Source organism: Prosthecobacter sp., assembly GCF_046154365.1.
In the GTDB taxonomy this organism is placed as follows: domain Bacteria; phylum Verrucomicrobiota; class Verrucomicrobiia; order Verrucomicrobiales; family Verrucomicrobiaceae; genus Prosthecobacter.
Map to the genome: position 1 here is coordinate 66,157 of NZ_JBJXFV010000166.1, position 20,328 is coordinate 86,484.

General features: G+C 61.9%; 13 protein-coding genes. 9 read left to right on the forward strand and 4 right to left on the reverse strand.

Annotated features, from left to right (window positions below; all coding sequences use genetic code 11):
• Positions 1–23: 23 nt before the first annotated feature.
• Positions 24–3,869, reverse strand: coding sequence for a protein kinase domain-containing protein (locus ACKVY0_RS21325; RefSeq protein WP_409216869.1), 3,846 nt, complete (start codon positions 3,867–3,869; stop codon positions 24–26).
• A 326-nt stretch (positions 3,870–4,195) separates the two neighbouring features.
• Between ACKVY0_RS21325 and ACKVY0_RS21330 the strand changes: the two genes are divergently transcribed.
• Positions 4,196–5,419 (forward strand): aspartate kinase, encoded by a 1,224-nt coding sequence (locus ACKVY0_RS21330; RefSeq protein ID WP_409216870.1) that lies wholly within the window; start codon positions 4,196–4,198, stop codon positions 5,417–5,419.
• Between the two features lie 20 nt (positions 5,420–5,439).
• On the opposite strand, the gene ACKVY0_RS21335 is transcribed toward ACKVY0_RS21330, so the two are convergent.
• Together ACKVY0_RS21335 and ACKVY0_RS21340 are read right to left on the reverse strand one after the other, a co-directional pair.
• Positions 5,440–7,122 carry a GDSL-type esterase/lipase family protein gene (locus tag ACKVY0_RS21335; RefSeq protein WP_409216871.1) on the reverse strand — a complete coding sequence of 561 codons (1,683 nt, stop codon included), beginning with the start codon at positions 7,120–7,122 and terminating at the stop codon, positions 5,440–5,442.
• Between the two features lie 10 nt (positions 7,123–7,132).
• Entirely contained in the window at positions 7,133–8,518 is a 1,386-nt protein-coding gene (locus ACKVY0_RS21340) for a DUF1501 domain-containing protein (RefSeq protein WP_409216872.1), read from the reverse strand.
• A gap of 217 nt (positions 8,519–8,735) precedes the next feature.
• On the opposite strand from ACKVY0_RS21340, the gene ACKVY0_RS21345 reads away from it, so the two are divergent.
• The 8 genes from ACKVY0_RS21345 to ACKVY0_RS21380 all read left to right on the forward strand — a co-directional run bounded on the left by ACKVY0_RS21345 (position 8,736) and on the right by ACKVY0_RS21380 (position 19,235).
• Positions 8,736–9,200, forward strand: coding sequence for a chemotaxis protein CheW (locus ACKVY0_RS21345; protein WP_409216873.1), 465 nt, complete (start codon positions 8,736–8,738; stop codon positions 9,198–9,200).
• The gene (locus ACKVY0_RS21350; protein ID WP_409216874.1) at positions 9,197–10,558 is read left to right on the forward strand and encodes a CheR family methyltransferase; all 1,362 of its coding nucleotides are present in this window, start codon (positions 9,197–9,199) and stop codon (positions 10,556–10,558) included. Before ACKVY0_RS21345 ends, ACKVY0_RS21350 begins: the two co-directional genes overlap by 4 nt.
• The gene (locus ACKVY0_RS21355) at positions 10,555–11,166 is read left to right on the forward strand and encodes a chemotaxis protein CheW (RefSeq protein WP_409216875.1); all 612 of its coding nucleotides are present in this window, start codon (positions 10,555–10,557) and stop codon (positions 11,164–11,166) included. The genes ACKVY0_RS21350 and ACKVY0_RS21355 overlap by 4 nt, the downstream gene beginning before the upstream one ends.
• Before the next feature lie 27 nt (positions 11,167–11,193).
• A complete protein-coding gene (locus ACKVY0_RS21360) occupies positions 11,194–12,903 on the forward strand; it encodes a methyl-accepting chemotaxis protein (RefSeq protein ID WP_409216876.1) in 1,710 nt (569 codons plus the stop codon).
• Positions 12,904–13,024: 121 nt separating this feature from the next.
• Positions 13,025–15,325, forward strand: a complete 2,301-nt coding sequence (locus ACKVY0_RS21365) for a response regulator (protein WP_409216877.1) — start codon at positions 13,025–13,027, stop codon at positions 15,323–15,325.
• Between the two features lie 100 nt (positions 15,326–15,425).
• Positions 15,426–16,505: a chemotaxis-specific protein-glutamate methyltransferase CheB gene (gene cheB / locus ACKVY0_RS21370; RefSeq protein ID WP_409216878.1), complete on the forward strand. Its 1,080-nt coding sequence runs from the start codon at positions 15,426–15,428 to the stop codon at positions 16,503–16,505.
• The gene (locus ACKVY0_RS21375; protein WP_409216879.1) at positions 16,502–17,890 is read left to right on the forward strand and encodes a SpoIIE family protein phosphatase; all 1,389 of its coding nucleotides are present in this window, start codon (positions 16,502–16,504) and stop codon (positions 17,888–17,890) included. The genes cheB and ACKVY0_RS21375 overlap by 4 nt, the downstream gene beginning before the upstream one ends.
• Position 17,891: 1 nt before the next feature.
• The gene (locus ACKVY0_RS21380; RefSeq protein WP_409216880.1) at positions 17,892–19,235 is read left to right on the forward strand and encodes a response regulator; all 1,344 of its coding nucleotides are present in this window, start codon (positions 17,892–17,894) and stop codon (positions 19,233–19,235) included.
• 19 nt (positions 19,236–19,254) lie between these two features.
• Here ACKVY0_RS21380 and ACKVY0_RS21385 read toward each other — a convergent pair whose 3' ends face one another.
• Positions 19,255–20,304 (reverse strand): 6-bladed beta-propeller, encoded by a 1,050-nt coding sequence (locus tag ACKVY0_RS21385; RefSeq protein ID WP_409216881.1) that lies wholly within the window; start codon positions 20,302–20,304, stop codon positions 19,255–19,257.
• Positions 20,305–20,328 lie beyond the last annotated feature (24 nt).

Consider the following 20,328-nt stretch of genomic DNA (forward strand, 5'->3'; position numbering starts at 1 on the left):
GTTGATTGGCGACGTGGATTTTTTTAGCGCGGGCCGCCCGCTGGCAATGAGGGCAACTGGAACGCCGGCACGACCCCCTTCTCGGTCGGACTGATGAACTCGACGACGGCCTGTAGATCCCACCAGGCCGTGATAGCCGCGCCGGGCGGGCCGGGTTGTTCCGCACGGAGCAAATGGAACGGTGAATACGATCCCGGTTCCGCTAGGATGTGGCTTTGGTTTTTTTCGGGAAGCGGGAGATGATCGGGCGAGATCAGCTTCACCGGAATGGCAAAGCGGTTTTCGACGCGGTGAAAGATCACGCCGGTGTCCGGGTCCACCAAATCCAGAATCCATTGATTCCCGAACTTCCCCTGCTGCGCAGGGTAGGCGTGCCAGCGCAGGACAAATCCTGTCGCGCGGTCCGGCGCAGTCTTGAAGACAAGCTCCTCTCCCAGGCGCGTCTTTGGTCCGCCGTTCGTCGATTGGTCGAGAGTCAACCGCACCAGCGCATCGGCAGGCCAGTTGATCCGTTGCTCGCTGGTGAACAAGGCTCCAGCCGGCGCGGGCGGACGTGGCGAACCCGGCTCGCGCAGCACCTTTGTGACGAGGTGATACTTCCAGCCATCGCGATGCAGCGCGGTGGCAAACTCCGGCACCGCGCCATCCGGCAGCGGATGGGAGCCTTTCCACTTTCGCTCCATTTCCTTCGCCAGCGCCTTCGCTTCGTCCGGGGTGAATTCCTGCGGCAACGCCCATCTCAACACGCGAGGGTCGTTGACGCCCACCCATTCCTTCTGCCGCCAATCTCGCTGGTCAGGCGCGGGACCGGGACGGCCCTGCAACCGCGTCACGTCCTGCCACACTTCGAGGGCGAGGCCATAATTCGAGTCGCGCTCGAAGTGCAGGAGGATGTTCCGCGTGCCGGGAGGGTTCTCGACGCGGAGAACTTTGAATTCGATGTGCTGCGGGATGGACGCCGATGGTGCGGTCAGCAGCTTCGCCAGAGCCTCTGGATCACGCGCCACCGTGAGAGGCGGGAACAGCTTCAACTGCTCCGCCGTGCCGTCGTCGCGCAGTACGAGCACGCGCCCTTTGCGCAAGTCGTAGGGGGTGCCGTTCACATGCAGCTCGTCGGGATAGCGCCCCTCGCGCCGGTAGCCGAAGGTGCGCCCGTTTTTCAATTTCACCGCTCCCTCGTCCACCCAGGTTTTCGTGACGAGGTTCTGCGTCCCGGAGGAAGTCGTCCCGAAGTCCCCAGCGTAGTAGAGGACATAGTGCAAAGCCGTTTGGGCTTTATCGTGAGTCACCATCACGCTGTGATGGTTGCCACCGATGTGCGCGCCCGAGGGAAAGTGCCTGGCGGGATCGTTGGCAGCCAATTGAATGAGATCGGTCTGCGGTGCCATGCTCTTGAAGACCATCAATGCGGCGACTGCGATGGCCAGAAGCCCAAGCATGCCCACGGCCAACCTCACGGGTTTGCGGTCGGCCACGGCATTGCGGACGACCAGCACCATGAGGATCGCAACGAAGACTGCGGCAGGGATCAGCCCGACCGCTACGCTTGGAGACCAGGGAATCGGCGCACCGCCTGCCATGCTCCATGCCCGGTAGCCAATCAGCGCGGCGAGCGTGAAGGCCACGACCAGCGTCACCGCCTTGCGACCGGAGCCGCAGTTGCGCACGAGCGGCACGAGGGGAATCAAGAGGTTCGTCTTGAGCGGGGCTGCGGGGGCGTTTGCGATGGAGTTGGCTGATAGCCGCCTCACCGCGCGCCAGACGGCGCGGATGATGAAATAGTCCGCCGCGATGGCCGTCACAGCCGCCCCGAAGACGAATAAAACGCTGCTGGTGCCGTGATGCGCCAGATCGTTCGCCAGCCGTGTCACGAAACCCAGATGGACGTGCTCAGGGTCGCTGAGCGCGCGAATGTGCATCGGCTCGTTGGCGAGGAAATCGACGAGCCATCGCGCAATGAACCACCAAGCCCCACCCAGCAGACCGTCCAGAAGCAGCAGCGGGAACATCAAACCATCGGCCACCGCGAGGCGCAGGCCATGGAGCCGTCCCGCCGAGCGCCGGATTTGTGAGACGGCGACCCAGCCGAGGATCGTCGTGCCGAAGGGCGCGGACACCGTCGGCAATAAAATCATGAGACTGAGCAGCGTTTGCCACCACGGCAGCCCCTTCTGAATCGGACCCGCAACCGTCAAGATGCCAACCAACGCCACTCCGAACCACACCGCCCCCACGATGGCCATACGCGAGTAGCGCGGCGTGCTCGCCGGGCTGTCCGGCGGCAGAACCGCCTGCCCGGAGACTGTGGCGGACGAACTGCCTTTCCGCGCCCGCCGATGCAGCAGCCACGGGAGACGGAAGGCGACCAATGGAAACAGGAAAGGCAGCGCGAACACGACCCACATCGGATTGATGTTGAATGGAAAGGTTGTGGGAGCGCCGGGGGTCTGGCGCATGATCGCGAGGTAAATCAAGCTGCCCGTCAAGACCAACAGCGCGCACAGCGGTGCGCCTAACGTCAGCACCAGCACGCTTCGTGAGCTGGATGGCACGCCCAATTTGTCCGCCGGTGTCGAGCCGGGCGTGTGGCCCGTGGCGGCGGTGACGGCTTCGCGGATCGCCACGAGCCACTCGGCAACGTGCGCGTTCGCGCTCGAGGGGAAACCGAACCATCCTTGCATCGGGAAAAGCAGGACCTGCCTGCGCTGGCCGCCTTCCTCGAAGCTCAGGCTGATGAGGTCAATGCCCGCCGGGGCCATCGTGCGCGGATACCTGCCGAGGCTCAGATCGCGGATGGCTGCCAGCGGGATGACGGTGTCCACCCCGGTGCGCGAGTGCGTGAGCTGCCGCTCATCGAGAATGAGCTGCCCGCGCGTGCGGTAGGCGAAGAACTGCCCCTCGGCGGTGGCGAGCAACTCCGGCGTGCTCAGCGTGCCGCTGCCGATTTTGCGGAAGCGCGGCGGGGCGCTGGAAACCTGAGCTTCCCCGCCCTGGCTGCCGCCGGGAGTGGCAACCACGGTCTCCACCTGCGTCTTCACCTCGCCCGCGCTGTGCTGGCGGCGACCGCGTTCCTTTTCCAGCGCCTGCTGCACGATGGCGTCCACGCGCGGATCGGCGGCGCTTTTCGCCGAAGGGCGCGCAAGCGGGTCCTGTGGGAGTTCGCCGGTGAGGAGTTCGTAAAAGACGACGCCGAGCGAGTAGATGTCCGCACGGTGATCCACGTCTGCGGGCGTGTCGCGCTGCTCGGGGGACATGTAGCTCGGCGTGCCGAGCGCAGTGCCCGCGTGCGTGAGACCGGCGTCGGCGGGCGCGGCGTCGTTGGCTGGCACTTCGGACTCGGCGAGCAGTTTCGCGATGCCGAAGTCGGCGAGTTTCACGCGGCCTTTCGCATCAAGCAGGATGTTCTCCGGCTTGATGTCGCGGTGCAGCACGCCCTCGTCGTGCGCGTATTGCAGCGCGTCACAGATGTGCGGCACGATGGCCAGCGCCTGCACCGGCGTGAAGCGTCGCGCACGCATGGCCTGGCGCAGATTCACGCCATCGACGAACTCCATGATGAGGTAGAAAAATTCGCCCGCCGTGCCGGAGTCATGCACCGCGACGATGTTCGGATGATGCAGCCGCGCGAGGAGCTGCCCCTCGCGCTCGAAACGCCCCGCAAACGCCGCATCGCGCTCCGCGAGCGAGGCCGGCAGCAGCTTCAGCGCGACGAGCCGGTTCAGCTTCGGCTGCCGCGCCTTGAAGACGCAGCCCATGCCGCCCTGGCCGATCAGTTCGAGGATTTCGAGCTGTGGAAACGCCGCGCTGACCTCCTCGAGCGACGGCGGTGGCTGGCGCGAGGCCTCGCTCGAATGCGCGGTTGGTTCCATGGCGGCCAGCATGAGGCAGCGCGGGCAGGCACCTGCCTCGGCGGTCTCCAGGGGGCAGCCGCAAACAGGACAAAGGGATGTGGAAGATGATGTCATTACTGCTGCATGACGTGCGAGCCGCCAAACGCGGCAAAAATTCTGCCATTTCATAACATGGCCGGTGGCGGCAGCCCAGCCTTCATTCCAGCAGCCCCGGCCAGGGCTGCCGCAGGAAGGGCTGGCGCGCGCTCAGACATCCGCCGGGGCCGACACTCTGCCCGCAGTGATTCCGCCCTTGCGCCTCCGGTTCACCGTGCCATTTTCCGCGCCCTTTCCCCAATCCCAGCATGGCCCTCATCGTCCAGAAATACGGCGGCACCTCCGTCGGCAATCCCGAGCGCATCCGCAATTGCGCACGTCGCATCCTGGAAACGCAGCGTGCGGGCAATCAGGTCGTCGCTGTTGTCTCCGCGATGTCCGGCGTGACGGACACGCTCATCAAGCTGGCAAAGGAAGTCTCGCCTGAACGCGAGCCCGTCGAGCGCGAGATGGATGTGCTGCTCGCCACGGGTGAGCAGACCACCACCGCCCTCACCGCCATGGCCATCAATGCTCTCGGCGGCAAAGCGGTGTCACTCACCGGCGCACAGGCTGGCATTTCCACCGACCGCGTGCATACCAAGGCCCGCATCGTCAACATCACGCCCGATGCCGTGAAGAAGATGCTCGATGAAGGCAACATCGTCATGCTCGCCGGCTTCCAAGGCGAGACCGCCAGCGGCGAAATCACCACGCTGGGCCGCGGTGGCAGCGATTTAACCGCCATCGCCATGGCCGCGGCCATTAAAGCCGACCTCTGCCAGATCTACACCGACGTGGACGGCGTTTATACCTGCGACCCGCGTGTCGTGAAGACCGCGCAGAAGATCCCTGAGATCAGCTATGAGGAGATGCTCGAAATGGCCTCCTCCGGCTCCAAGGTGATGCAGAGCCGCAGCGTCGAGTTTGCGAACAAATTTGGTGTGCGCTTCGAAGTGCGCAACAGCATGAACCACAACCCCGGAACCATCGTGAAAGAAGAATCCCCCGGCATGGAAGCCGTCGTCGTCCGTGGCGTCAGCCTCGAACGCAACCAGGCCAAGGTCACCATCGACGACGTCGCCGACCGTCCCGGCATTAGCGCCGCCATCTTCGGTGCCATCGCCAGCGCGAACATCATGATCGACATGATCGTGCAAAACGTCAGCTTCGACGGCATCACCGACATCTCCTTCACTCTCAGCGCCGCTGATCTCGCCAAGGCCGAAGCCGCATTGAAGCTTATCCTCCCAACTCTCGGTGACGAAGCCCAGCTCCGCACGCAGAGCAGCATCGCCAAGCTCAGCGTCGTCGGCATCGGCATGCGCAGCCACAGCGGCGTCGCCGCCAAGATGTTCAAGGCCCTCGCGGATGCGAAGATCAACATCCAGATGATCTCCACCAGCGAGATCAAGACCGCCGTCATCGTGGACGAAAGCGAGATCGAAAACGCCGCCCGCGTCGTCCACACGGCGTTTGGCTTGGATGCGTAGTCCGCGAGTGGACGCGTGGCTTACTTCGCATGCTTCGCGATGAACTCGACAATCGGCGTCGAGTCCGCCAAGCCATGCGGATGATGCCCGATGCCGGGTTTGCGGATCAGCGTGATGTCTCCACCCAGCGCCTTGTAGCGTGACTCGATCAAGCCGGTGTTTTCCTCCCACGGCACGACATCGTCGGCATCACCGAAGACATGCAGCAACGGCACATGGTTCTTCGCCAGCGGGGCAAGACTGTCCACGGGATTGCCCTTGTAAGCGAACGCCTCAGCCTCGTCTTTGAAACCCCACAGCTTCAGCACAAAGCCCCAGTTCCGCGGGTCGCCCTTCCCTTTGCCCTTGCCGCCAGGCCAGCTCTTGAAGTCGCACACGGGCGCGTCGCCGTAGATGCAGGAGACTTTGTCGGGATTGGCGATGGCCCAGTTGTAGCAATACAAACCACCACGGCTGAGGCCGACAAGAGCTGGCTTCGTGCTCAAGCCATAGCTCGTGGTGAGTTCCGCATAGCATTGGTTCCACAGCTTCACCGCATCGGGGCAGCCGAGCATGTCGTTGATCTTCATAGAAACGATGTGGAAGCCTTTGCCGAGCAGCGCTATGTCCGGCGCGGGCTTGTGGCCGAAGAACTCGCCATGCCACACCCACGGACGGCCTGCGGCGGCGGTTTTCGGCGCGACGACGGTCACGGGCTTGCCTGCGATGGTGAGTTCGTATTTCGGGTAGCCGTTCCATTCAGCAGCTTGGTTCGGGAAGACGATCTCCTTCGACTTCGCGAGCTTGCGGGCCTCGGCATCGAATTCAGCGGCCTTTGCCTCGGCTTCGGGCAGTGGCAAACCGGGCGCGTTGCCGGGGCGCTTGTGTCCGACATGACTCAACCACGCGGGGCGCAGGATCGCGTGCTTCTTTTTGATCACCGCGAGGATCGCCGCGCCATTCGGATGATCGGGCGTGCCATCGGCTTTCACCTTGAGGCCCCAGGCATCGAGAACAGCATGCGCCATGAGCAGATGACCCTCCGGGCCGGGATGCACGCCGTCTTTGGAAAAGGTGAACTCAGGATCGCTCTTCCGCTGTTCCGCGATGGCGGCATTCATCGGCCCGTGGATGTCTAAGACGCTCCATTTCGCCTCGCTGCGCATGTCGAGCAACCAGTCCGCGTAGAAGTCGAGCACCTCGTTGTAGCCGGCGTAGAACTGCCCCGGCTTCACTTGATCGCCCGGCACCACGCGTGCCTTGATCGGCACCGGATCAAACACCGGCGGCGTGAGATGAATAATGCGGGCACCGGCAGCGGTGACTTTGTCGTGCAACTTCTTCATACCGTCCTGGAAGGCCTTCGTGCGCACGGCACCGAGCGGGAGGTAAATGCCGTCGTTCATGCCGTAGCACGCGAAGACGAGCTGTGGCTTCGCCTTTTCCAGCACGCGGTCGAGACGCTCGTGCAGGTCAGGACGCGGAAACTTGCCGCCCGCATGGCCGTCTTCGCTCAAACCACTCACCGTCTCGCTGCTCAGACCGAGCGGAATGATTTCCTTCGTCACCTCAGGATGCTGCGCGATCAGCGCGGCCTCGATGATCTCGATGTAACCTCCGCCTTGCGTGATTGAATCGCCAAGGAAGACGATGCGCTGTTCTTGGGGCAGTTCCGCAGCCAGTGCGGTGACGGTGAGGAGGAGGGAGAGGATGAGATGACGCATGAGAATGAAATTAGACCCCGACGAGTTCGCGCAGCGGCACGCCGCTGTCAGTGACAGTGCGCGGGCGCTGCAACGCGTCCATGAATTCGTGATTGGGATGAATGCCAAGCAGGTGGAAAATGGTGGCGGCGAGATCCGGCGGACGCACGGGCCGGTCTTCCGGGAATCCGCCGATCTTGTCGCTCGCGCCGATGATTTGACCACCGGCGATGCCCGCTCCGGCCATGGCGACGGAAAAGACATTGCCCCAATGATCGCGACCGCCGCTTTTGTTGATGATGGGCGAGCGGCCAAACTCGCCCATGACAACAACGAGTGTTTCATCGAGCAAACCACGCGAGTGCAGATCCTGGATGAGCGTTGAGTAAGCCATGTCGAACTGCGGACACAACACCTCGCGCACACGCGGACCGTTGCGCTGATGCGTGTCCCACAGCGGACTGCCCTCCTTGTCATCGCCGGGTTCACGTGGCCAGTTAACCTGCACCAGCCGCACACCGGCTTCCACCAGCCGACGCGCCAGCAGCACGCTCTGGCCGAATTTATGCCTGCCGTAGCGCTCCCGCATCACCGCAGGCTCACGCTCGATCTCCAATGCGGCACGACTGGCCTCCGAGTGGATCAAATCAAAGGCGCGCTGCTGCATCGCCTCCGCCTCCTCCATGAGCGGGTTCGCCAGCGAGCGACGGAATTGCACGTCCAACTGCCGCAGCAAGCTGCCGCGTTCGGAGAACCGCAGATCCGTCATGCCGTCGGTCAAACTCATGCCTTCGATGCGCAAGCGCTCGGCACTGGGGTTGCACTTGATGAGCTGCGGATGCCACGGCGCACCCATGAAGCCACCGTTTTGGCCGGGCCAGACGACGTTGCCGTTGTTCTCAAGGCGCTCCGGCAAAACGACCGACGACAGCGGCGAACGCTCGCTCGGTTTCAACGCACCAACGACCGACGCGATGCTGGGCCAGTCATTCGCACTCGGCGGCACGCTTTCAGCTTTGGACGCCGGTGCATAGCCCGTGAGCATGAAACAGCCGCTGGTGGAGTGCGCATTGATGCCCGTGGTAATCGAGCGGATCACCGCGAGGTGCTGCATCAGCTTCGCCGTGCGCGGCAGCGTCTCGGAGAAATGAATCCCCGGCACGGAAGTCGGGATCGATTTGAAATCACCGCGAATCTCCAGCGGTGCGTCCGGTTTCGGATCGAACGTCTCATGCTGCGGCGGCCCCCCGCTGAGAAACAGGATGATGCAGCTCTTCGCCCGGCCAAACGACGCATCCTTGCTGCGCAGCGATTTCGCTTTGAGCATTTGCGGCAGCGACAGCCCCAAACAGCCCAGCCCACCGACGCGCAGCCAGTCGCGGCGGTTGAATGGCGTGGTTGGAAAGTGCGGCTGCATGGACGCCATCAACTACGCCCGGCAAGTCGTGCCTCTCTCACACCCGCCACCGCTTGTACCGGGCAGTTGATAGGAAAAAACTTGCGCTGTGGGTTTCCGAGCCGAGCCTAAAACATCGCCGCATGGCTTATGTAGGTTTGCGAACTGATCAATGGAGATATCTGACATGGATTCACCACTACCAGCCTCCCCAAAGCATTCTCCCCCGGCAAGAAGCATGCAAAACGGTGCAGACGCGTGGGTGGTCTTCAATCTCGATGAACAGGAGTTCGCCGTGGCGCTGGCGGTGGTGGAGCGGGTTGTGAGGGCCGTCGAGGTCACTCCCATACCTGAGGCCCCGCACGGCGTTCGTGGGGTGATCAATTTTCAGGGGCGAATCGTGCCGGTGTTTGATTTGTGGACACGATTTGGCCTGCCAACACGTGAAGTGCGCACGACCGACCACCTCGTCATCGCCCATACGTACTGGCGCACGGTCGCGCTGCTGGTGAACTCGGTGACGAGTGTGGTTTCTCGAGGCGAAGTGCAGATCACGCCAACGGCGGGCATCCTGCCGCAACTGGACATGGTCACAGGTGTGATGAAGCGCGATGGCAGCCTGGTGCTTGTGCACGATTTGGAGCGATTTCTTTCGATCGAAGATCACGCGGCATTGCAGCTGATGCTCAACCCGCAGCCATGACATCCATGCTCACAACGGAACTTTTGGAGGCGGTCAGCCACTCAGTGGAAGCCCGGCTGGGACTGCACTATCCGCGTGAACGCTGGTCAGATCTGGAGCGCGGCCTGGGCGCAGCGGCAAAAGAACTGGGTTTTGAAAGCACCGAGGCCTGCGCACGAAAGATGGCAGGCTCCGTCTTGGGCGCCAAGCAGATCGAATCGCTGGCGGCGCATCTGACGATCGGCGAAACATACTTCTTCCGCGATCCGCAGTCGTTTGAAGCGCTGGAAACGCAGGTGATTCCCGCCATCGTGCAGGCACGGCGGGGACAGGCGAAACGGCTGCGCATCTGGAGCGCCGGCTGCTGCACTGGAGAAGAGCCTTACTCCATCGCCATGGCGCTGCACCGTGCTCTGCCAGATTTTAAGGACTGGCAGATATCGATTCTGGGCACCGACCTCAACCCGCGTTTTTTGCAAAAAGCGGTCCAAGGCGTGTATGGCCCGTGGTCGTTCCGCGGCGTGCCGGACGGGATGAAGCATCAGTTTTTTCGGCAGACCGTGGAGGGGCGCTTTGAGGTGCTGCCGGACATTCGGCGGATGGTTGAGTTCGGTTGTCTGAATCTGGCGGAGGATGTGTTTCCATCGCTGATGAACAACACCAATGCGCTGGACATCATCTTCTGCCGCAATGTGCTGATGTATTTTTCGCGCGAGCAACTGCGCAAGGTCATCGCCAATCTCCACCGCTCCTTGGTTGACCCCGGCTGGCTGTTCATCAGCGCTGCGGAGGCGTCGCAGGAATTGTTCACCGACTTCTCTCCTGCAGGATTTTCCGGCACTGCGGCTTACCGCAAAGGCGGCCCGGCACCCCAGAGAGCGGAGCTGCTGACGCCGATGTTGACGCTCGAGCCGGCGGCACTCACTGCGGTGACACCGACGCCCCAGCCTTCCCAACCGGTGGTGGCTGCTGCTGCCCCGGTGTTGCCGGATTTCATCGCCGAGGCGCGGCGCCTGGCCAATGAAGGCAGCCTGGCCGCAGCTCTCAAGGCCTGCGACCAGGCCATCGAGACAAACAAGCTTTCCGCCGCCAGCCACTACCTGCGTGGCGTCATATTGCATGAGCAGAATGCCATCGAAGAAGCCGCACTGGCGATCAAACGCGCCTTGTATCTCGACCAGAATTTTATCGTGGCGCACTTTACCCTCGGCAATCTCATGCTGCGACTGGGCCGCAGCCGCGATGCCGGGCGCTGCTTTGAAAATGCCCGCGCGCTGCTGCGCAAGCAGTCGCCTGAAGCGGTGCTGCCTGAATCCGACGGCACCACCGCTGGGCGCATGCTCGCGATTCTGGCATCCATGCAGGAGGTGGCCGCATGAAAACACCGGCACCGACAGACTGGACAGAAGTTCGCCGCCAGATAGACGCAGCCCGTGCGGCCATCGAGACGGGATTCGCGCTTTCGGCCGAGGCGGAGCGCAGGCTGTTGAAGAAACGTGCGCAGGAACTCGCGCGGGAGCCACAAGCCCAGGAGGTGGCGGGGGACATCCTGGAGACGGTCGAATTTGAACTGGCCAGCGAGCACTACGCCATTGCCCTGGCGCAGGTGAAGGAGGTCAGTCTGCTGAAGGAGCTGACACCGGTGCCCTGCGCGCCACCGTTCGTACTCGGCATCATCAATCTCCGCGGTGAGATCCGCACGGTCATAGACCTCAAAAAGTTTTTCGACCTGCCTGCCAAAGGCATCACGGAGCTGAACAAGATCATCATCATCCAGCACGACGACATGCAGGTTGGCATCCTGGCCGACACCATCCTCGGCGTGCGCCGCATCCGCCTGGATGAACTGCAACCAGCACTGCCCACGCTGACCGGCCGCCGTGCCGACTATCTACGTGGCATCACCAGCGAACGGCTCGTCGTGCTCGACGCCGCGAAGATACTCTCCGACAACCGCATCCTCGTTAACGAGGAAGTGTCCCCCTGAATCCAACACCAAACGAAAGGCAAACCCATGCGCTGGTTCATCAACCTCAAGACAAGTTCCAAACTGACAACGGGCTTCGGCATCGTGATTCTCGTGCTCGTCGCGGTCATCATCACGGCCTGGACTTCGATGTACGCGGTCCGTGATGCCGAAATCAGCATCGCCGACGCGATGTCGCTGCGGAACAACTTCAACGGTCAGCGCTCGGCTTTGCTCGCCGCCATACTCCAGCCCGCCGGGACTGAGGTGGAATCAAAATTGCAGGAAGTGCACGGTTACTCGAGCGACAACACCGAAGTTCTCAAGCGGCTGGACGCGCTGTATCGGCGTGATGCTGAAATGCTGCCGTACGTCGAGCAGATCACCTCCATCCGCATGGAATTCGTGCAAGTTCGTGACACCGAGGTGATTCCGCTCATCCGCCAGCAGAAAAAGGAGGAAGCCGCCACCCTTGTTCTCGGACCACAATCCGAACGGTTTGAGAAGATCCGCACCATCTCACGTGAGTTCACTCAAGTACTGACCGAAAGGTCAAGAGCCCGGCTGGCACAGGCACAGGTCGTCTTCGGTATTCTAAGTGGCTGCGCGGTCCTGACGGCGATCTTGATGATCGTCGGCCTGGGCCGCCTGATTGCGCAGCCGCTCGAAAAAATCGCCGTTGCGGCGGACAAAATCGCCAACGGCGATCTGAATGTTGAATTCACCGGTGTGGATCGTGGTGACGAGGTCGGGGCGTTGATGAAGACTTTCCAGCGGATGACGCAGTCGCTGTCAGTGCTTTCAGACCGCGCCAGACAAATCGCCGACGGCGACCTGACGGCGCAGATCACGCCGCGATCCGAGCGCGATGTGCTCGGCAATGCCTTTGCGAACATGCTGGCGGGCCTGCGCCGCATCATGCAGGAACTGTTGGAGGCGGTGAACGTCCTCGCTTCCTCGGCGAGCGAGATCATGGCCTCCACCACGCAGCTTGCGGCCGGCGCAGCTGAAACCGCGGCGGCGATCACCGAGACGACAGCGACCGTCGAGGAAGTGAAGCAAACTTCGCAAATCTCCAGCCAGAAAGCGAAATCAGTGGCTGAAGAATCGCAGAAAGCCGCCGATGTCGCACGCGGTGGCAAGCGGGCGGTGGATCAGACCATCGAAGGCATGGGCGGCATCCGCCAGCAGATGGGTCTGGTGGCGGAGAGCATTCTCAGCCTCAGCGCGCAGGGCCAGGCCATCGGCGAGATCATCGCGACGGTGGACGACCTTGCCGCACAGTCGAAGCTGCTGGCCGTGAGCGCCGCCATCGAAGCGGCAAGAGCAGGTGAGGAAGGCAAAGGCTTCTCCGTCGTGGCGCAGGAGGTGAAATCACTCGCCGAACAGTCCAAGCAAGCCACCACCCAGGTCCGCGCCATCTTGAATGACATCCAAAAAGCCACGAGCAGTGCCGTGCTGGCCACCGAGCAGGGCAGCAAGGCCGTGGAAGCAGGCGTACGCCAGTCAAACTCCGCCGGAGAGTCCATCAGTGCGCTCTCGGGCAACATTGCCGAGGCGGCCCAGGCGGCGACGCAGATCGCGGCAACGAACCAACAGCAGTTCGTCGGCATGGACCAGGTCGCGCTGGCGATGGAAAACATCAAGATCGCGAGCACCCAGACCGTCACCAGCACCAAGCAGGCGGAGACCGCCGCGCAGCAGTTGCATGATCTCGGACAAAAACTGAAACAATTGGTGGCCCGCTTCAAAGTGTGAACCTGGAACCCTCAGTTGATAGTGAATGGTTGATGGTTGATGGCCGGAGCATCAGCCATTGGTGGAGGCATCTGAGTTTAACTCCGCAGGTGAGTTTCAGGCCATCAACCGGAGTTCTGTCATGACCGACGAAGAATTTCTCATCAAATTGCGCGAGGCTTTTGCGGTGGAAGCCGGTGAGCATCTACAGGCCATGACGTCCGGCCTCCTTGAGCTGGAAAAAAATCCCCAGGCACTCCGGCGCAAGGAGATCATCGAGTTCGTGTTTCGTGATGCCCACAGTCTAAAAGGCGCGGCACGCGCAGTGAACCGCACTGACATCGAGGCAGTCTGCCAGGCGTTGGAGAGCATTTTTTCCAAGTGGCAGCTCCAGCCGGTCAGTATGGCAGCGGAAACCTTCGACACCTTGAACCGTGCCCTCGATCTCGTGGATAAACTGCTTCGACTGCCGGATGTGGTGAAAACCATGGCGGAAAAAAAGGCGGTGACTGACATGGTCCGGCAGCTCGGTGAACTGCATGATCCACCACCCGCGCCGCAGCCGGTCCCGGTAAAAGGGCGCGTGTGCAATTCTGCCGAACCAAGCTCGCCTGATTCCATTTCGTCCCATCTTGGGAATCCGGCCGGCCCGGTTCCATCTGACCTGCCCTCCGCAGGCCCACACCTCTCCGAAACCGTCCGTATCCCGATGGCAAAAATGGATTCTCTGCTGCGCCAGGCGGAGGAAATGGTCGCCGTGAAACTCATCGCCAGACAGCACGTGATGGATTTACGCGGACTGGAGGATGAGCTCGAAGCTTGGCACAAAGAGTGCGCAAAAGTACGCGATTGGGCACGTCCCAGCCTCGGGGACCAAAGCGTGACTGCGCTGACAAAGCTGGGTGATTTTTTGGATTGGAACCAAAACCACATGCGCTCGTTCGCCAAGCGCCTCGCCTTGCTCACGGGCACGGCCGAGCGCGACGAACGCGGCATCAGCACACTCGTGGACGGTCTCCTGGAGGATGCGAAGCGCCTCGTGATGCTGCCAAGCAGCGTCTTGCTCGATCTGCTGCCAAAGCTGGTGCGCGATCTCGCCCGCACCGTAGGCAAAGAGGCCGACATCAGCCTCCGTGGTCGCGAAGTCGAGATCGACAAACGCATCCTTCAAGAGATGAAGGACCCGCTGATTCATCTCGTGCGAAACAGCATCGACCACGGTCTCGAACAACCCGCCGGGCGTGCCCAGGCGCACAAACCGTCCTGCGGCAACCTCACCGTGGCCGTCTCTCAGCGGGACGCCGGCAAAGTCGAAATCGTCATCAGTGACGACGGTCGCGGGATCGACCTGGAGATGGTGAAAGCGGTCGCCATCCGCAACGGCACGCTGTCGGCGGATGACGCGCTCCAGCTCGATGAGCAAGCCGCGCTCGTTCATATTTTCGATTCGGGCGTCTCGACCAGCCCGATCATCACCGAGATTTCGGGACGCGGGCTGGGCATGGCGATTGTCCGTGAAAAAGTGGAGAAGCTCGGCGGGCAGATTGCCATCGAGACGGTGCCCGGCACGGGCACGATCTTCCGCATCGTGCTGCCGATCACCCTCGCCACCTTCAAAGGCATCCTGGTAGGCACGGGCGGGCAGTCGTTCGTCATTCCCACCACCAATGTTGAACGCATCAAGCGCATCAAGCGTGACGACATCCAAACCGTGGAAAACACGGAAACAATGAGTCTCGACGGTCATGCCATCAGCTTCGTGCGGCTCCATGAAGTGCTGGAGCTGCCGCCGCGCCTCCAGGCGGAGCAAGGCGGATTCATTGAGGTGGTGGTGCTCGGCGCTGGAGATAAACGCATCGGCTTTGCGGTGGACGAAGTGTTCTACGAGCAGGAGGTGCTGGTGAAAAACATTGGCAAGCCGCTGCTGCGCGTCCGCAACGTCGCCGGCGCCACCGTTCTGGGCTCGGGCGTGCCCGTGGTCATCCTGCATGCGGCCGACCTGCTCAAGTCCGCCGTGCGCCTGGCGGGCACGGGCCGCCGCCCTGCTGCGGGCGCCCTACAGGCAGGAGATACTCCCCATGCGCTGCATATCCTCGTCACCGATGATTCTGTCACCTCGCGCATGTTGTTGAAGAACATCCTCGAATCTTCCGGCTACCAGGTGACCACCGCCGTTGACGGCGTGGATGCGCTCACCGCACTGAAAAGCCGCGCTTTCGATCTGGTGGTCTCCGATGTGGAAATGCCGCGCATGGACGGCTTCGAGCTCACCGCAAAAATCCGCGCGGACAAAAAACTCGCGGAACTCCCCGTCGTGCTCGTCACCGCGCTCAGTTCGCGCGCTCATCAAGAACGCGGCATTGATGTGGGAGCGGACGCCTACATTGTAAAAAGCAGTTTTGATCAGAGCAACTTGCTGGAGGTGATTCGCAAACTTGTATGACCATGATACCCCACGTTGATGGTCTTGAGTTGATAGTTGATGGCCCCGCAGCGTTCCCCTGACTATCAACCATCAACTCTCAACTATCGACTCCTCGTCCATGATCTCCCGCAAAATCAAAGTTCTCGTCGTGGACGACTCCGCAGTGAGCCGGGATTTCATCGCGCACCTGCTGCAGTCTGATCCCGCGTTTGAAGTCGTTGGCGGTGCCCACAGCGGCGTGGAAGCCATTGCGGCGCTCGGCCGGCACAAGCCCGACGTGGTAACGATGGACATCCACATGCCCGGCATGGACGGCTACGAGGTCACACGACAGATCATGGAAACTCAGCCGCTGCCCATCATCATCGTCAGTGGCAGCTACGATCCGGTGGATGTGGAAAAAACCTTCCGCGCGATGGAGGCTGGAGCGGTGGCAGCGATCGGAAAACCGGCAGGTGTCGGGCATCCCAACCACGCCGCAGGAGTGCTCAAGCTCATCAACATTGTGAAAGCGATGGCTGAGGTCCGTGTCGTCCGGCGCTGGACGAAACAGCGGATGGCGGCACGGGCCACGGAGACCGCAGTGCTGCCGCGTGCGGGTGCTAGGGTACGGCTGGTCGTGATCGGGGCCTCGACTGGCGGCCCGCCGGTGCTGCACACGGTGCTCGCCGGTTTGTCCAAGCCGTTTCCGCTGCCCATCGTCATCGTCCAGCACATCAGCTCCGGCTTTGTGCAAGGCCTCGTGGACTGGCTCAAAAATACCACCGGAATGCCAGTCCGCCTCGCGCGGCATGGTGAATTGGTCCAGCCAGGCACCGCTTATGTCGCGCCGGACGGCGGCCAGTTGCGCGTCGAGACCGATGGTCGTCTTGTCTTCGGTCTGGAACCCGCCGAGCACGGCCTGCGGCCTTCCGTTTCGTTTCTTTTTCGCTCCATTGCCAAAAACTACGGCTCACAAGCCGTCGGAGTGCTGCTCACCGGCATGGGACGCGATGGCGCGGAAGAACTCAAGCTGATGCGTGACTGCGGCGCAGTAACCATCGCACAGGATGAAGCGAGCTCCATCGTCCACGGCATGCCCGGAGAAGCCATCCGTCTGGGTGCGGCGGTGCATGTGGGCAACCCGGAGCGCATCACCGCACTGCTGCAATCGCTCGCCGCCACTGTGCCACGCCAGCTTTCCACCGCCACACCATGAACACGACTGAGCAATCCGCGACACAAGGCATCAGCATCCTCATCGTCGAGGACAGTCCCACGCAGGCGCTGAAACTCATGCATGTGCTGAGTCATCACGGTTACCGAGTCACGACCGCCCGCAACGGCACCGAAGCGCTCGCCGCACTCGCCACGCAGGTGCCCACGCTCGTCATCACTGACATCAACATGCCGGAGATGGACGGCTATGAGCTGTGCCAGCGGATCAAAGATGACCCGAAGCTGCAAGGGCTCCCGGTCATCCTGCTGACCTCGCTCTCCGATCCCAGAGACATCCTGCGCGGCCTCGAATGCGGCGCGGACAATTTTATCGTCAAACCGTACGACGAGGAGTTCCTGCTCTCGCGCGTCCAGTATGTACTGGCCAATCTCGAACTGCGCCGCGCCGCGAATGGCCGCCCGGTGACGGAGTTCTTCTTTGCCGGCCGCAAATACCAGCTCCATGCCACTGGCATCCACTCCATCGATCTGCTGCTCTCCACCTACGAGACGGCGGTGCAGAAAAATCTCGAGCTGAGCAAGGCCAAAGAGAAGCTCGAAGAACAGGCCTGTCAGTTGCGCGAAAAAAACACCGAGATGGCGGCCGACCTCGAAATGGCCCGCGAACTCCAGGCCGCCTTCATCCCCCGGCATTATCCCGTGTTTCCCGGACGGTCATCGCCGGAGCAGAGCGCCCTCCAGTTCTGCTATCGTTACACCACCACCACCGAACTCGGTGGTGACTTCTTTGACATCCGCGCACTCTCGGACACCAAGGCCGCTGTGCTGGTGTGCGATGTCATGGGGCATGGCGTTAGGGCCGCCCTCGTGGCCTCCATTCTGCGCGGCCTGATGGAGGAACTCAGGCCGATCGCAGACGCGCCGGGACGTTTCCTCACCGAAATCAATCGCAGCCTCTGCACCATTCTCAAACAGACTCCCACCCAGATGTTTGCCACCGCGTTCTACCTGGTCGTGGACCTTGAGCAGGCAGAACTGCGCTCTTCCAGCGCCGGGCATCCTTCCGCACTGCACGTGCGGCGCTCGGACAGCTCCGCCGAACCGATCATGGCGGACACCGAGGCCGGCCCCGCCCTAGGCATCTTCGACACGGCCGAGTTCACAGAGTCCCGCCGTCCCGTGTCAGCACAGGACATGGTGATGATCTTCACCGACGGCCTCTACGAGGTTGAGCGCACCGACGGCAGCATCTTTGACAAAGACGGGCTGCGCACCGCCGTAACCGGACTCTCCCGCCTGCCCACACCGGAACTTTTCGACAAACTGCTCGCCAGCATCAGGCAAACCGCCGCCACCGGAAACTTCGACGACGACATGTGCGTGGTCGGCGTAGATGTTGTGCAACTGCTGCTCAATGGATCCTGATATGAACACGCCCGCCACCTCTCGCAAGCGCCGCATCCTTCTTGCCGAGGATGTCAACGTCATCGCCATGAGTATGGCCCACGCGCTGAAGCAAGCCGGCTATGAAGTGCAGATCGCCCGCGATGGCGAGGAATGCCTGCAAATGGCACGCAGCGATCCTCCTGACCTCTTGCTGCTCGACATCATGATGCCTAAACTGGACGGTATCGAGGTGCTCAAACGGCTCCGCGAAGATGCCAGCACCCGCAGTCTCGCCGTGGTGGTCTGCAGCGCCAAAGACTTCAAGACCGAGCGCGAAATCGCCGCGCAACTCGGCGCGGTGGATTACTTCATCAAGTCCTCGGATGCCGCCGCGCTCGTCGCGAAGGTGACCGCCGTGTTCGGCCAGCATCCGTCCGTGCCTGCCGGTTCCACGCCGGAACAATCACGTGACGAAGCCTGGATTCCCACGCTCAAGACCGGGCGTCCGCACTTCCGGCTCTGGGGCACCCGCGGCTCCACCCCGACGCTCGGCGCGCGGTTTCAGCGGCATGGTGGCAACACCTCGTGCATGTCCTTCAGCATCGGCGACGAACTGATCATCTTCGACGCCGGCAGCGGCATCCGCGATCTGGGCATCGAGGTCATGAGCGGCAAGATTCGCAAGATGCACCTCTTCATCACCCACACGCACTGGGACCACATCCAGGGCTTTCCCTTTTTCATCCCCGCCTACGTCCCCGGCTTCGAAATCATCGTCTATGGCTCCAAGGGGTTCGGCAAGGATTTAGAGGCCATCTTTCGCGGCCAGCTCGACCGGGATTACTTCCCCGTGCAATTGGAGGACATGCACTCAAACCTGCAGTTCCGCCTGCTGTCAGACACCCCAGTGGAAATCGGCGGTGCCAGGATCACTTGGGAGTTCTCCCATCATCCGCTGCCCACCGTCGGCTACAAGATCGAGGCCGCCGGGCGCACCCTGGTGTGGATGCCCGATGATGAATTCCTCCAGGGCCACATCGGCCCGCCCCACGACCTCACGCGCGACCACGGTCTCGTGCGCCCGTTTGATAAAGTCATCGAATTTATCGCCGGAGCGGATGTCGTCATCCACGAGGCGCAATACACCGCCGAAGAATATCCGCAGAAAATCGGCTGGGGGCACTGTTCCGTCCCCAACGCCTGCGTGCTCATGAAACTGGCCGGCATCCCCCGCTGGATCGTGACCCACCACGACCCCATGCACGACGACACCTTCCTTGAGGCCAAGCTGAATCTTACGCGGCAGATTCTGGCAGAGATCGGGCACCACTCCATTGAGGTCACTCACGGTTACGACGGCATGATGGCCTACCTGCACGCCTGAGCCTGCGGCAGGACTCACATCACACCCGGTGCAGCTTATACGGATACACCTGGTCCGCATTCCACTGGCAGCCATATAGATCACCCGCGTCATCCACGCACACATCATGCACATTGCGGAAGACCGGCTGGTCCTGCAGCAGCAGGCTGGACTGCTCGCCCTCATACTTCGGCTGCTGGCCTCCAGGGCACGAGATCACGCGGTTATTCTTGTCCAGAATGATGATGAACCCGCGCTCACGCCACATGCGGAAATCATTCGGCTTCATGCCAAAGCACACGCCGGAGAGCAGCAGATCCCCCGCGATCACCGGACGGCTCATGAATGCTCCCGGCAGGTAAACCGAGTGCGAGTAGGTGCCGTCGAGCTTGTACCAATGGAATTCATTGCGCACACGCTCCGTGCACAGCACCAGCGGTTCAGGCCCGCGCATGTCGATCGTCACGCCATGCGCCTGCATGAATTTGCCCGCGTTCATCGCCTGCGTGCTGGTGCCGCCGAACTTGCGGATGAATTTTCCACTCGCATCGAAATGCAGGATGAACTGCGAGCCGTAGCCGTCCGCCACGTAGATGTCGCCATTCGGTGCCGCCACGGCCTCCGTCGGTGCATACTTCGTCACCGCGTCATAGGCGCCGCAATCCTTCGCATGCGGCAGTTCTAGCACGATCTCGCCTGCCAGAGTCGTCTTCACCACACGGCCGCCACTCGGATCGCAAAGCAGCAGCGTCTCCTTGCCGTCCCGCGCATCCAAACTCAGCCCGTGTCCGCCACGCAGCTTCAACGTCCACGCGTCCAGCACCTTCCCTTCCTTGTCGAAGATCAGCACGTTGTTCTTCGCCTCGTCCGTGATCATGATCAGCCGCTTCTGCGCATCCAGGACCATCTCATGGCAGTTCTTCACCGGATGCACCTCCCGCTTCGCCTGGCACCATTCCAGATCCACTCGATACCGATACTCACCGTGCCCAATGATGCTCCCATGGAGCGAAGTCTTGCTCTGCGCCCGCACAAACGGCACGGAAAGAGCGGTGGCGGCAGTCGTGGTGATGAAATGGCGTCGGTTCATGATTCTGAAACACCACGACTCCGC